This window comes from Actinomadura sp. HBU206391 (assembly GCF_014323665.1).
In the GTDB taxonomy this organism is placed as follows: Bacteria; Actinomycetota; Actinomycetes; order Streptosporangiales; family Streptosporangiaceae; genus Actinomadura_C.
The window spans coordinates 1-13,306 of sequence record NZ_JABVEB010000156.1 but is presented as its reverse complement, the minus strand read 5'-3'; the positions used below and the strand labels follow the sequence as shown (position 1 = coordinate 13,306).

General features: G+C 67.2%; 11 protein-coding genes. 8 read left to right on the top strand and 3 right to left on the bottom strand.

Annotated features, from left to right (window positions below):
- Together HKK72_RS28440 and HKK72_RS28435 are read left to right on the top strand one after the other, a co-directional pair.
- Nucleotides 1-396: multicopper oxidase domain-containing protein (locus tag HKK72_RS28440; protein ID WP_187237514.1), on the top strand; the 396-nt coding region annotated here is incomplete at its 5' end.
- A gap of 340 nt (nt 397-736) precedes the next feature.
- Complete coding sequence (locus HKK72_RS28435) at nt 737-2,209, top strand: AAA family ATPase (protein ID WP_261987280.1); 1,473 nt, start codon at nt 737-739, stop codon at nt 2,207-2,209.
- Between the two features lie 221 nt (nt 2,210-2,430).
- On the opposite strand, the gene HKK72_RS28430 is transcribed toward HKK72_RS28435, so the two are convergent.
- Nucleotides 2,431-3,297, bottom strand: a complete 867-nt coding sequence (locus HKK72_RS28430) for a universal stress protein (RefSeq protein WP_187237512.1) — start codon at nt 3,295-3,297, stop codon at nt 2,431-2,433.
- 198 nt (nt 3,298-3,495) lie between these two features.
- Between HKK72_RS28430 and HKK72_RS28425 the strand changes: the two genes are divergently transcribed.
- The 5 genes from HKK72_RS28425 to HKK72_RS28405 all read left to right on the top strand — a co-directional run bounded on the left by HKK72_RS28425 (nt 3,496) and on the right by HKK72_RS28405 (nt 7,204).
- The gene (locus HKK72_RS28425) at nt 3,496-4,755 is read left to right on the top strand and encodes an NAD(P)/FAD-dependent oxidoreductase (protein ID WP_187237511.1); all 1,260 of its coding nucleotides are present in this window, start codon (nt 3,496-3,498) and stop codon (nt 4,753-4,755) included.
- A gap of 48 nt (nt 4,756-4,803) precedes the next feature.
- Nucleotides 4,804-5,121 carry a TusE/DsrC/DsvC family sulfur relay protein gene (locus tag HKK72_RS28420; protein WP_187237510.1) on the top strand — a complete coding sequence of 106 codons (318 nt, stop codon included), beginning with the start codon at nt 4,804-4,806 and terminating at the stop codon, nt 5,119-5,121.
- Between the two features lie 45 nt (nt 5,122-5,166).
- A complete protein-coding gene (locus HKK72_RS28415; protein WP_187237509.1) occupies nt 5,167-5,634 on the top strand; it encodes a DsrE/DsrF/DrsH-like family protein in 468 nt (155 codons plus the stop codon).
- Nucleotides 5,635-5,732: 98 nt separating this feature from the next.
- Nucleotides 5,733-6,341, top strand: a complete 609-nt coding sequence (locus HKK72_RS28410; RefSeq protein WP_187237508.1) for a CBS domain-containing protein — start codon at nt 5,733-5,735, stop codon at nt 6,339-6,341.
- 188 nt (nt 6,342-6,529) lie between these two features.
- Nucleotides 6,530-7,204, top strand: coding sequence for a CBS domain-containing protein (locus HKK72_RS28405; protein WP_187237507.1), 675 nt, complete (start codon nt 6,530-6,532; stop codon nt 7,202-7,204).
- A gap of 139 nt (nt 7,205-7,343) precedes the next feature.
- On the opposite strand, the gene HKK72_RS28400 is transcribed toward HKK72_RS28405, so the two are convergent.
- Both HKK72_RS28400 and HKK72_RS28395 read right to left on the bottom strand, forming a co-directional pair.
- A complete protein-coding gene (locus tag HKK72_RS28400) occupies nt 7,344-8,387 on the bottom strand; it encodes an Acg family FMN-binding oxidoreductase (RefSeq protein ID WP_222721245.1) in 1,044 nt (347 codons plus the stop codon).
- Between the two features lie 31 nt (nt 8,388-8,418).
- Nucleotides 8,419-11,055, bottom strand: coding sequence for a bifunctional GNAT family N-acetyltransferase/acetate--CoA ligase family protein (locus HKK72_RS28395; RefSeq protein ID WP_187237506.1), 2,637 nt, complete (start codon nt 11,053-11,055; stop codon nt 8,419-8,421).
- 229 nt (nt 11,056-11,284) lie between these two features.
- Between HKK72_RS28395 and pflB the strand changes: the two genes are divergently transcribed.
- Nucleotides 11,285-13,306, top strand: a 2,022-nt coding sequence (gene pflB, locus HKK72_RS28390; RefSeq protein WP_187237505.1) for a formate C-acetyltransferase, incomplete at its 3' end; no start/stop codon positions are given.

The following is a 13,306-nucleotide window of genomic DNA, read 5'->3' as shown; positions in this document are numbered from 1 at the left end:
TGGGAGTACGCCAACACGACGATGGACGTGCATCCGATGCACGTCCACCTCGTACAGTTCCAGGTCTACAACCGGCAACGCGCCGACACCGCCGCATACAAGAAGGACTACGAAAGGTGGGTCGCGTACGGACGTGTCCCGAGCGCCAAGCCGTTGCTCTCCCGATATCTCATCGGCGATCCGATCCCGCCGACGCCGGAGGAGATCGGCTGGAAGGACACCTTCAAGGCCCTGCCCAACATGGTCAGCCGGATCATCGCGACCTTCGACCTACCTGGCGCGGTGCCGGGAATCGTCGGGACCGTCAGCCACACCCCGGCCGAGTACGTCCACCACTGCCACATCCTGGAGCATGAGGACAACGAGATGATGCGGCCCTGGCACGTCGTCGAATGAAGATGAAAGTGGCACGGCGGAGCGGGCTGGACCGTGTCACCGTGGGTCTCACGGCGAGATGCCTCCCAGGCACGGACCACCGTACGGGCCGTCAGCGCGATCCGCACAGAGTCGTTCGGCCGACAACCGGGGACCGAAGACCCTGGCTCCGGTGTTACCCGCGACAGATCGTGAAGCGGTATCCGGAAAGGAGTCAGCCCATGCGCAGCAGACCCGTCCAACGAATGTTCGGCGACGATGTGAGGCCGGTGCCCTATACGACGCTGCGACGCAGAACAGGACAGCCACGAACGGCCGTCGCACACCTGGCGGCACACCCCGGTGCGAAACGATGAATCCCTTGGCTGCGGATGTCGCTGAGACGCATTCCGGAGTGGTCTTCTTCGTCGGAGACCGGGCCTACAAGCTGAAGAAACCGGTGAATCTGGGTTTTCTCGATTTCTCCACACGAGAGCAACGAGAACTAGCCTGCCATCGCGAGGTCGAGCTGAATCGGCGTTTCTCCCCCGACGTCTACCTCGGTGTCGCCGACGTCACACTCTCCCCTGGGGTGCCCTGTGACCACCTCGTGGTGATGCGTCGGATGCCCGCCGAACGGCGGCTCTCCCGGCTTGTACGGGCGGACATTCCCGTGGAGGACGCTCTGCGGGCGATCGCACGCCTGCTCGCCAGGACGCATTCCATCGCGCCTCGGGGAGAACAGATCTCGGCGGAGGGCACGCGAGATGCCCTGCGCAAGCGATGGACCGATAGCTTCGATCAGGTCCGGCCCTTCCATGCGCGCGTGATCGACGAAGCTCAGGCCCTCGAGATCGAACAGCTCACGCTGCGTTTCCTGAACAGACGGGAACCACTCTTCGCCGCCAGGATCCGCGAAGGTCGCATCATCGACGGGCACGGCGACCTGATGGCCGATGACATCTACTGTCTCGACGACGGCCCCCGAGTGCTGGACTGCCTCGACTTCGACGACAAACTGCGCTGGCTGGACGGCCTCGACGACGCCGCGTTTCTTTGCATGGATCTGGAACGGCTGGACGCCCCGCAGCTCGCCGAGCGCTTCATCTCCTGGTACGCCCAGTACGCGGGCGACCCCGCCCCGCCGTCTTTGCGTCACCACTACATCGCCTACCGGGCGTTCGTCCGGGCCAAGGTCGCCTGCCTGCGCTGGAATCAAGGCGAGACCGCCGGAGCCTCCGAAGCGAGGGCGGACGCCGAGATCGCTCTGCGCCATCTGAACGCCGGCGCGGTCAATCTCGTGCTCGTCGGCGGCCTGCCGGGGACCGGAAAGACCGCTCTCAGCGAGGCACTTGGCGACCGCCTAGGTTTCACCGTCCTCAACAGCGACCGCGTACGCAAGGAGCTCGCCGAACTACCGCCAGAGACCTCGGCTGCAGCGGCGTATGGGGCCGGAATCTACAACGCCGCCTGGACCCGGCGAACCTACGCCGAGTTGCTCAGACGCGCAGCACAACTGCTGTCCTATGGCGAATCCGTAATCATCGACGCATCATGGACATCAGCCCCGCTCCGGGCGAACGCCGCCGAAATCGCAGACAGCGCCGACACGATCGCCTTGAGCTGCCACACCCCTCTCGCCGACGAACGCCTGCGTAGCCGCCCACAGGGCGTCTCGGATGCTGATCCGGCGATCGCCGCCCGCATGGCGGAGTCGGCGGATCCGTGGCCTGAGGCCGTCATGGTCGACACCTCCGGACCGGTCGAAGAATCAGTCGAGCACGCGCTGAGCGCCATCCGGCCGTTCGGCGCCGACCACGTCTGGCATCGCCGTCCGCAGCTTTCCCCTGGCTGATCCAAGTGAGTCGGCTGGTCCATATCAGCGTCCGGCAGCCCGCGGGAGAGCCCGCCCGCCGGAGTCTGCGACGCCTCTCTTCACCCTTCCGAGGCGCGAACGAGCCGGCCGGTGACCTGCCGGGGAACAATGCGGATGTAGACGCTGCGCTCCCCGCCGGCCCATGGCTTGACGAGCTCACGCAGGCGCCAGCTCGAGCGCCGTGCGGCAACCGCGTGAATCTACCGGCTCTTCGATGGCACCACGGCGACCGGGCAGTGTGCGTGGTGCAGCATGGCGTGGCTGACGGAGCCGAGGACGAGCCCGGTGAAACCGCCGCGACCCCGGGTGCCGACCACGAGTAGGTCGGCGCCGGCCGAGGCGTGGGCCAGCGCCCGGATGGGCCGGGCCTTGACCACCTCGTTTACGACCTCGACGCCGGGGAACTTCGATCGCAGGCCGGCCAGACTTTCGGCGAGAACACGTTCCTCCTCGGCCGCCACGATCTCGGCGTCGTACACGAGCGGTTGCATGTCCGCAGGTCCGAGCGAGGCAGGATGGGACCAGGCGAGAACGGCGCGCAGCCGGGACCCACGAAGCCCGGCCTCCCCGAAGGCGAATTCGATGGCCGCCGCGCAGTTCGGTGAGCCGTCCACGCCGACGGCGATCTCCCCGGCCGCGGGCTCCGGGCGGCCTACGACGACGACCGGACACGGTGCGTGCGAGGTCACCTGGAGCGCCACCGACCCCAGCAGCAACCCGGTCAACTCCCCCGCGCCGTGCCCGCCTACCACGAGCATGGCGGCGTCCTTCGCCTCGTTGACGAGGGCGCGAGCAGGACCGCCGGACACCATTTCGGCCGAGACGGGGAGCCCGGGTGCGCGTGCGATCGCTCGGTCGGTGGCACTGTCGAGAACTTCACGGCCGCCGTCCATCAGCCACTCCCGTACGGCGCCCACCTTCGCATCCACCTGCGGGTCGAACAGCCACGGGGCGATCGCGTGCACGATCCGCAAAGACTCACCTCGGCGGGATGCCTCTCCTGCCGCCCAGTCGACGGCCAGGAGGCTGTGCTCGGAGCCGTCGACTCCGACAACGATCCGCCTCATGGCCGCATCAGGTCCCGAGCGCGGACGGTGGATCCTCGCACCTGAACTATCCGCACTCCTGGCCCCCAATGTCAGGTTCACTCAGTCGTACAGCGTGTACCCGCTCACGCCACCAGGGAAGCGATCCTGCCCATTGCACCGCCGGCACGGGGACCAAAGCCCCTGATCGCCAGTGGCGGCAAAGGCCATCTTTGAGGCATGCGGAAGCGAATCGTGATTCTGGGAGCCGGGACCGGTGGGACGCTGACGGCCAACCGGCTGCGGCGTGCCTACAGCGGGCATGAGGCGGAGATAGTCGTAGTCGATCAGGACGACAATCACCTCTACCAGCCCGGACTGCTGTTCGTACCCTTCGGGCTGGCCGAGTGGGGCGAGCTCGTCCGGCCCCGACACCGTCAGCTTCGTAAGGGGATCGTGTTCCGCCAAGCGGACATCGATCGTGTCGATCTCGACGCCGACGAAGTGCGTCTCAGCGACGGCACGGCGCTCGGCTATGACGTGCTGGTCGTGGCCACGGGGTCGGTGTTGGTTCCGGAGGAGACCGAGGGTCTGACCGACCTGGGACGAATGGAGAAGGTCTTCACCTTCTACACCCCGCAAGGTGCGGTCGCCCTGTACGACGCACTGGAACGCTTCGACGGCGGTCGGCTGGTGGTCAATGTCGTGGACATGCCGATCAAGTGTCCGGTCGCCCCACTGGAATTCTGCTTCCTGGCCGACTGGTATTTCCAAGAGCGGGGGATCCGTGACCGGGTCGAGCTGTGCTACGTGACACCGCTGGACGGCGCCTTCACCAAACCGGTCGCCTCTCGCAGACTCGGTGGCCTACTGCAGAGCAAGGGCATCGAGTTGGTAACGGAGTTCAACACCGGCACCGTCGACACCGAGGGAGGCGAGAGCAGGCGAGCAGGTCGGCTGATCTCCTACGACGATCGCGAGGTGCCGTTCGACCTGGCAGTGGTCGTCCCGCTGCACGGCGGTGCCGAGTACGTCGGCCGCTCCCCCGGCCTGGGTGACGAACTCGGTTTCGTCACCGTTGACGAGCACACACTGCAATCCCGCAAGAATCCGAACGTGTTCGCCATCGGCGACGCCGCCGGCGTGCCGACCTCCAAGGCGGGTTCGGTCACCCACTTCGAGGGTGAGGTACTGGTGGAGAACATCCGCAGTTTCCTTGCCGGGCGGCCCTTGGACGGCTCCTTCGACGGGCACACGAATTGCTTCATCGAGACCGGCTTCGGTAAATCGCTGCTGATCGACTTCAACTACGACACCGAGCCGCTTCCGGGCCATTACCCGATCGCCGTGGGGCTGCCTCTGCTCAAGGAGTCCCACCTCAATCACTTCGGCAAACTCATGTTCCAGTGGTTCTACTGGCACGGCCTGCTCCCCGGCCGCGACATCCCGGGGATCGGCTCGGCCATGCCCGAGCACGGCAAGGTACGTCAGTCCACCTGACCTCTGATCAATCGCCGCGAAGGCCATTAGCAAGGAGGGAGTTCAACCATGCCGACCACCGCCTACGCCGGTAAGAACGTCACCGTCAGCGACGAAGGATTCTTCGAAGATCCGACGCAGTGGACCGCGGACATGGCGCCCGAGATCGCCGAGGAGCAGGGCATCGTCGAGCTCAACGAGGAGCACTGGCGCGTGATCAGATTCATGCGCGCCGAGTACGCCGCCAAGGGAACCGGCCCGACCGTACGGGCGCTCGGCAAGATCTCCGGATTCTCGGTCAAGGAGCTCTACCAGCTCTTCCCCAAAGGCCCGGCGAAGATCGCCGCGAAGATCGCCGGAATCCCCAAGCCCCGCGGCTGCATCTGAGCCCCCCGACAATCCCCACGCCGCGTACGAAAGGACGGTCTCATCATGGGCGACAGCATCGAGAAGGTCTCCATCATCGTATCGAAGGGCTCCCTCGACGGCATTTACCCAGCACTGATCATGGCCAATGGCGCTCGGGCCGAGGGTATCGAGGCCAATCTGTTCTTCACCTTCTTCGGCCTCGACGCCGTGTCCGAGAAGCACCACGAGCACATCAAGATGGCCACGGTCGGCAACCCCGGCCTGCATCTGGCCACGCTGCTCGGCGGGTTGCCCGGGATGCCCAGCCTGATGACCCGCTACCTGGAACGAAAAATGGACAAGCTGGACATCCCCTCGATCCCGGATTTCATCGAGATGATCGCCGACACGGGCGCGGGGCTGTACGGCTGCAAGGCCTCGTGCGACCTGTTCGATCTCACCAAGGACGACCTCGTCGCCCAGGTGCGGGACATCATCACCGTCGGCGAGTTCTACTCGCTGGCGGCCGGCGGACAGATCATCTACACCTGACCGGAGCTACCTCGTCAGGACCCAGGAGGCAGGTGACCTGGACATCTGCGACGGGGCCGCGGACGCCCAGGGACGTACGGAATGTGGAGGTGTCAGGAATGCTGGTTCACGAGGTAATGACGACACCCGTGGTGACCGTACCGCGGACGTGCACGATCAAGCAGGCGGTCCACCGGCTGTACGAGCGGGACATCACCGCCGCGCCAGTGGTCGACGAAGACGGAAGGATGGTCGGGATCGTGAGCGAGATGGATCTGCTGCGCGGTGGATTCGAGACGGATCCGCGCGCCTTCCTCCGTCTCGCCGGCAAGCCGCAGTCGCCACCTCCGGCGGCCGTCGAGGAGGTCATGACACCGCGGGTGCTCACCGTACGCGAGAACGACGACGTTCTGGATCTCGTGGATCTGATGACGACGACCGGGGTGAAAAGCGTTCCCGTGACGCGCGGTGCCGAAGCCGCCGACCAGGTGGTGGGCATCGTCAGCCGACGCGATCTGATGGGAATACTGGCCCACGGCGACGAACGGATCTGCGACGACGTGCTGACGGCCCTCGGGGAACTCTCCGCCACGGCGACGACCACGCGGGTCGCCGTACGCAATGGAATCGTCGAGTTGTCCGGAGTCCTCGACGACAGCTCGGCGCGGATAGCCGACGTCATCGCGCGGACGGTGCCGGGCGTGGTTCGCGTGGTGCATCAACCATGAGCCCGTCGTCCGACGGCGGTCGCAGGCGCGACGCAGGATGCTCGGCCGGCTACTCGAGCCCGTCCCTTATCGCGCGCCGCCGGCCCGTGGCGGAAGGTCCTGCGGGGAGAGGACTTTGGCCGGTGCCGTGCCGCATCGTCGCGTCGGATGCTGGATCCGCAAACGTACCGACGCCGGAGGAGATGGACATGCACACTGAGGTGAGGGACGTCATGGCCACGGCGGTCGTGGCCGTCGAGGAGAAGACACCGTTCAAGGACATCGTGCACGTCATGCACCGTCATCATGTGAGCGCGGTGCCGGTGGTGGATTCGACCGGCCAGGTGCGCGGGGTCGTCTCGGAGAGCGACCTGCTGTTGAAGGAAGCCGATCCGGATGCCGGCGGAGAGGTTCACCTGATGCCTGAGCGGCGGCGTGAGCAGCGCAAGGCCGAGGGGACCATCGCCGCCGAAGTGATGACCTCTCCCCCCATCACCGTGCCCGCATCGGCCACGGTCGAGGACGCCGCCCGCTCCATGCGCCGCCACAAGGTCGGCCAGCTCCCCGTGATCGACCCGCTGAGCGGCCGGCTCATCGGCATCGTGGGTCGCGCGGACGTGCTCGGCGTCTACCGCCGGCCGGACACCGATATCCAGCAGGATGTGACCGACAAGGTCATCGCGCAGGAGTTCGCGATGAACCCGCGCCGTTTCGCGGTGACCGTGCAGGATGGGCGGGTCACCGTCGAGGGCGAGATCGAGCGCCGCTCGCTGGTCCCGTTGCTGATGCACGCGATCCGGCACGTGGAGGGCGTCGTGTCCGCCACGTCCCACTTGGACTATGAGGCCGATGATTCCTACGTCGGCTTCTACCCCTACCTGTGACCTGACCACCCGCCCCGCCGACCCCTCTCGGGAGGTCGGCGGGGCGTTCGCGCCGGATCCTTCGGCGTGCCCGGTTCGCCCGGACCCTCAGCCGCCGCCTCGTGTCGGCATGCCTTGCGGGTATCGCCTTTCGTCCGCCTCACGGCGCTTGTCTCGTGACGTCCTCGGGCGGGCGTCTTACGCTCGTCAGGCCGCTGTCGGCGACGCCCAGGCGGAGCAGCATCTGGGGATGCTCGCCTGCGCAGAACCTCGTGCGGATGAACTCGCGCAGCTCCGGCACCTCGAGCGCCTGCGTGTGGAAGGCCGCCGAAACATCCTCCTCCGCGCACGCGCGCAGCAGGATCCGCTGCAGGGCCTGCCCGGCCCGCAGCCAGTCGGCCCGGTCATCTCCTGCGGTGGTCACGATGGCGACCAAGCCCGTCATGTTCTCATCAGGATCACCTGCGGAGGCCTGCCGTTCGGTTCCCCAGCCATGCCCCCGGGCGAAATCCCGGCCGGGGAAGTACGGCTCGGTACGCTCAGGCTCCCTCCGGTAGGCGCCCTCATGAATCCCGTCCCTTCTTGAGCTGCCCGGAACCGGCGCCCAGCGAGCGGCCTCGGACACATGGCGAGGGTTGAGCCGCTGCACATGTTCCGCCGCCTCGGTGAGCGCGGCGAGGGCGGTCCGCGTGTGCGTGTCGACGGCGACCCGCAGGGTCGCCCCCTCCAGCGTGGCCTCCACTCGCAACTTCGGCAGCAGCGATGCCGGCAGCGTCTCAGAGCGGAACGCTCCCCGATGGGTGCGCCGCCGCCGGACCTGCGCGAAAAGCCGCTCAACGTCCTCGATCGCCGGCTCGGGTCTGCCGAGTGACACATCGGCGATCAGACCGGGCCGATCCGGATCAGGCAGCAGGTGGACGACGGGCTCGTACCCGAGCTTGCGCACGGCGATCCGCACTGTGAACAGAGCGGCACCACAACTGATCACCATCTCCCGGCCGTCCGGATCGGCGACCTCGAGGCGCCGTTCCACGTCGGCGTGCAGGCTGATCCGGGAGCCACGGGGGCCGAACCACCAGGGCTGGGTGTTGTGCACCGACGGTGCCCACCCGGCCGCCTCGATGACCTGCCGCACGTCATTGTCGTTGATAGGGCCATTGTCAGGCTCGGACTCATCGCGGTTTCGCTGATGGGTGGCGCTCATGTTGACTCCTCTTACGTACGGTCCTCTATGGTCAGCGCATCCGGCGCAGGTAGGGATCCCAGCTTCGCCGCGGGATGACGCGCACCCGCGCGTCGACCGCCACCGCGGCACCGGGAAGAGCGATCACGGGATTGAGGTCCAGCTCGGCGATCTCGGGATGGTCATCGGCGAGACGACCGAGCCGCAGGAGAATGTCCTCGATCGCCGCGGTGCCGGCGCGGGCATGCTCCCCGACGAACAGCGAGGCGGCCCGCAGCGAGCCGACCATGTCCACGGCATCGGTGTCGGTGAGGGGGGTGAGCCGGGCGGTGCGATCGGCCAGCGCGTCGGTGGCAGTGCCCCCCAACCCGAACACCACCAAGGGCCCGAACACCGGCTCCTGTACGACCCCGCACAGGACCTCGATGCCGTCCGGCACCATAGGCTGCACGATCACGCCCTGGAGGTCCGTACCGAACCGGCTCTGGAAGCAGAGGTAGGCAACGCGCACCTCATCGTGGCCCATCAGGCCGAGTCGGACCGCGCCCGCATCGGACTTGTGGATGACACCTGGCACATGAGCCTTCATCGCCACGGGCCCACCGATCCGCACGCAGGCGCGGACGGCGGCGTCCGCCGACTCCGCCCAGTACCAGTCGGCCATCGGCAGTCCGTAGTGGCCGAGGAGGGTCATCGCCTCGGCGGGTGACACCCAGCCGCCCTCTGGGCTGGAACGCAGAAACGCTGTGATGAGGTCTTTGGCCGCTTCGCGCTGAAGGTCGTCGAAGGCGGGCAGCGTTCCGGTCGGCCGGGCCAGCCAGCGGCCGTACGACCAAGCGTGGCCGAGGGCGCGGGCGGCATCTTCCGGGCCCGAGTAACAGGGGACCCCGCCGTCGCATACGAGCACGCTCTCCGGCTGGTCCAGGATCACGCCGGCCAACGGCTTGGCCAGATCGCCCTCCGAGAGCGCCGAGGACAGGTCGCTGACGGCCGTAGGGCAGATCACAGCGATCACGGCGTCCACACCGCTGTCGGCGGCCACCAGTTCGAGGCAGGCGCGGTAACGGCTCGAGCCGATGGCGGCAGTGGTGTCCACGGGACCGTCACAGGCGGCGGCCTCAGGAAGCACCCGCGCGAGTTCGTCCTGGGTCTCCTTCCCGAGCGTGGCGACGGTCAGCCCTGCGTCTTGACAGGCGTCCGCCGCCAGCACACCGGCGCCCCCGGCATTGGAAACGATCGCCACCCGGGGCCCCGCCGGAACCGCTTGCGTACCGAGCAACGCGGTGGCCTTGACGAGCTCGCCTAGGCTGTGAGTAGCGATCACACCCGCCTGGGCGAACAGCGCCTCCTGTGTGACGGTGGGCGTCGCGGCGGCCGCGGTGTGCGAGGCGGCTGCCCGGCGTCCCGCGGCGGACCGTCCCGCCACCACGGTGAGCAGCGGCATCTTACGACTGACTCGCGAAGCGGTGCGGGCGAACTTGCGCGGATTACCGAACGATTCCAGGTGCAGCAGGCCCAGTCGAGTGACGTCGTCGGATTCCCACCATTGGAGCAGGTCGTTGGCGCTGACGTCATACTTGTCGCCCGCCGACACGAAGGATGAGATGCCGATGCCAAGCCGTGACAACCGCTCCAGGAGTGCGATGCCGACGCCGCCGGACTGAACGACGACCCCGGCTCTCCCCGGGGTGGGATGTCGTGGGGCGAAGGTGGCGTTCAGGAGTTCTCCGGTGTTGGCGATGCCGAGGCAATTGGGGCCGACCAGCCGCATCCCGTACCTATGGCAGCTCTCGCGCAGGTCACGAGAGGCCTCCTCATCCAGTCCGGATGTGACGACGACCAGAGCCCTGGTGCCTCGCTGTCCGCAGGCACGGGCTACCCCGGCCACCTGGGAAGCGGGCACAGTGACCACCGCGAGTTCGGGCGGTTCCGGCAGCTCGGCGACCGACGCCGCGCACGGCACCTTCAGCAACTGCCCTCCGGCGTGCGGATTGACCGCGTACAGGGCGCCGGTGAACCCGGACGTGCGCAGACTCTGCAGGATCGCGTGGCCGACCGAGCCGGGCCGGCGACCGGCTCCGATCACCGCAATGGAAGACGGCCGCAGCAGGTGGGTGAGGCTGGCGACGTCCGCATGGCGCTCACGTTCGGCGACCGCGTCCAGATACTTCTCGTCGGAACCCAGGGCCAGCGTCAGCTCGACGACGCCGGCGTTCATCTCACGGCGTACCTCGAATCCGGCGTCGGCGATGACCCGCAGCATCGGATGGTTCTGCGCGAGTATGTCGGCGCGGAACGCACGGATGCCCTCCGCACGGGCCAGCGAGCCCAGATGCTCCAGTAGCAGGGTCCCCACCCCGCGGTGGTGCATGCGGTCGGAGACGACCAGCGCGATCTCGGCGGTCCCCTTGTTCCCGCGGTCAGGTTCGTACCCCGCCACGCCCACCAGTTCACCGGCCAGCCAAGCCGACACCGCGGCGTGGCCTGAACCGGCCTCTCTGCACAACTGGTCGGCGATCTGTTCGGCGGCACGATTGCTGAAACCGAAGAACCTCAGATAAAAATTCTCCTGGGACATCTCCTGATGCATGCGTCGTACTGCTTCGAGGTCCGCGCGACGCAGTGCGCGGACCTCAACTTCGGTGCCGTCGGTGAGCAAGGCGTACTCGGACGCCGCGAGTTCGGTCATGCAGTCAGCGTCCGCTTGGCGAACGGTCAGAGTCAGCGGCGGACGTCACCGGACCGCGGGACCTTCGCCCCGACTCCGCTGAGCACGCAACCAGAGCCGGTCACTGGATCGGTGCCCTTGGTCCTTCGACGCTCGGACCTCCGACCGCGGTGATCGGCACGCTGAACCGCGACGGTGTAACTGCGAGGACCGGACCGCACGGACCGAGCACCGGCGCTAGGAGGCAGAGTTGACGGCACTCGAAGTCGAAGCGACCCCATCCGCGTGGCGCGGATTTCACGGTGGCGCCTGGCGCGGCGGTATCGACGTACGCGATTTCATCCAGGCCAATCGCACGCCCTACGAAGGTGACGCATCGTTCCTGGCGGGCCCGACCGAACGGACACGGGCGGTCTGGGAGCGGGTCAGCGCGATGTTCCCGGAGGAGCGTCGCCGCGGAATCCACGCCGTGGACACGGCGACCCCTTCGTCGATCACCTCGCACGCCCCCGGCTACATCGACCGCGACCGCGAGCTGATCGTCGGGCTGCAGACCGACGAACCGCTCAAGCGCTCCATCATGCCCAATGGCGGCCTGCGGATGGTCGAGAACGGCCTAGCCGCCTACGGGTACGAGCTGGACCCGCAGGTGCGCAAGGTGTTCACCGAGTACCGCAAGACCCACAACGATGGTGTCTTCGACGCCTACACATCCGAGATCCTGCGGGCGCGCCGTGCACACCTCATCACAGGGCTGCCGGACGCGTACGGGCGCGGCCGTATCATCGGCGACTACCGGCGGGTCGCGCTGTACGGCGTCGACCGCCTGATCGAGGCCAAGCGGGCAGAACGGCGCTGGCTCGACGACCGGTCCTCGTCGGAGGACATCATCCGTGACCGCGAGGAACTCGCCGAGCAGATCCGCGCCCTCGGCGAACTGAGGCGGATGGCCGCATCGTACGGCCACGACATCTCCGGTCCCGCGCATACCTCGCAGGAGGCGATCCAGTGGCTGTACTTCGGCTATCTGGCGGCGGTCAAGGAGCAGAACGGCGCCGCCATGTCCCTCGGCCGTACATCCACGTTCCTGGACATCTACCTGCGGCGCGATCTCGATGAAGGACGCATCGACGAGGTGCGCGCGCAGGAGCTCATCGACGATTTCGTCATCAAGCTGCGGATCGTCCGGTTCCTCCGTACGCCGGAGTACGACGAGCTGTTCTCCGGCGATCCGACCTGGGTCACCGAATCCATCGGCGGGATGGGAGAGGACGGCCGGACACTGGTGACGCAGACCTCCTTCCGGTACCTGCAGACGCTCTACAACCTCGGTCCCGCGCCCGAGCCGAACCTGACCGTCCTGTGGTCACCGCGGCTGCCCACTCCGTTCAAACGGTTCTGCGCCAAGGTCTCCATCGACACGAGCTCGCTGCAATACGAAAGCGACGAGCTGATCCGAGCCCGTTTCGGGGACGACACCGCGATCGCCTGCTGCGTTTCGGCCATGCAGGTCGGCAAGAAGATGCAGTTCTTCGGCGCCCGGGTCAACCTCGCCAAGGCGCTCCTGTACGCGATCAACGGTGGTCGAGACGAGATCACAGGTGAGCAGGTCGCTCCCGCCCGGCGACCGATCACGGCGGACCATCTCCGGTACGGGGAGGTCATGGCCGCGTTCGACACGACGCTGGACTGGCTGGCCGCCACGTACGTGAGTGCCCTCAACGTCATCCACTACATGCACGACAAGTACGCATATGAACGCATCGAGATGGCCCTGCACGACCATCCCGTGGCCCGTACCCTCGCCTGCGGCATCGCAGGGCTGTCCGTGACCGCCGACAGCCTCTCGGCCATCAAACACGCAAGGGTCAAGGTCATCCGCGATGACGCCGGGCTCGCGGTGGACTACGTCGTCGAGGGCGACTACCCGGCGTACGGCAACAACGACGACCGGGCCGACCAGATCGCCGTCGCGCTCGTGGAGTCGTTCATGGCCAAGGTGCGCCGCCATCCTTCCTACCGGAAGGCCGAGCACACTCTGTCGGTGCTCACCATCACCTCCAACGTCGTCTACGGCAAGCACACCGGTAACACCCCCGACGGCCGCAGGGCCGGCGAGCCGTTCGCACCCGGAGCCAACCCCATGAACGGCCGGGACCGGCACGGCATGGTCGCCGCCGCCCTCTCAGTGGCCAAGATCCCGTATGACCAGGCGCAGGACGGCATCTCACTGACCGAGACCGTCACCCCCATCGGCCTCGGCCGTACCCTC

Excerpts from the sequence above, each read along its gene's own strand:
- HKK72_RS28430 (WP_187237512.1), bottom strand. The coding sequence starts at position 3,297 with ATGAGGCGGATCGTTGTCGGAGTCGACGGCTCCGAGCACAGCCTCCTG.
- HKK72_RS28425 (WP_187237511.1), top strand. The coding sequence starts at position 3,496 with ATGCGGAAGCGAATCGTGATTCTGGGAGCCGGGACCGGTGGGACGCTG.
- HKK72_RS28420 (WP_187237510.1), top strand. The coding sequence starts at position 4,804 with ATGCCGACCACCGCCTACGCCGGTAAGAACGTCACCGTCAGCGACGAA.
- HKK72_RS28415 (WP_187237509.1), top strand. The coding sequence starts at position 5,167 with ATGGGCGACAGCATCGAGAAGGTCTCCATCATCGTATCGAAGGGCTCC.
- HKK72_RS28410 (WP_187237508.1), top strand. The coding sequence starts at position 5,733 with ATGCTGGTTCACGAGGTAATGACGACACCCGTGGTGACCGTACCGCGG.
- HKK72_RS28405 (WP_187237507.1), top strand. The coding sequence starts at position 6,530 with ATGCACACTGAGGTGAGGGACGTCATGGCCACGGCGGTCGTGGCCGTC.
- HKK72_RS28400 (WP_222721245.1), bottom strand. The coding sequence starts at position 8,387 with ATGAGCGCCACCCATCAGCGAAACCGCGATGAGTCCGAGCCTGACAAT.
- HKK72_RS28395 (WP_187237506.1), bottom strand. The coding sequence starts at position 11,055 with ATGACCGAACTCGCGGCGTCCGAGTACGCCTTGCTCACCGACGGCACC.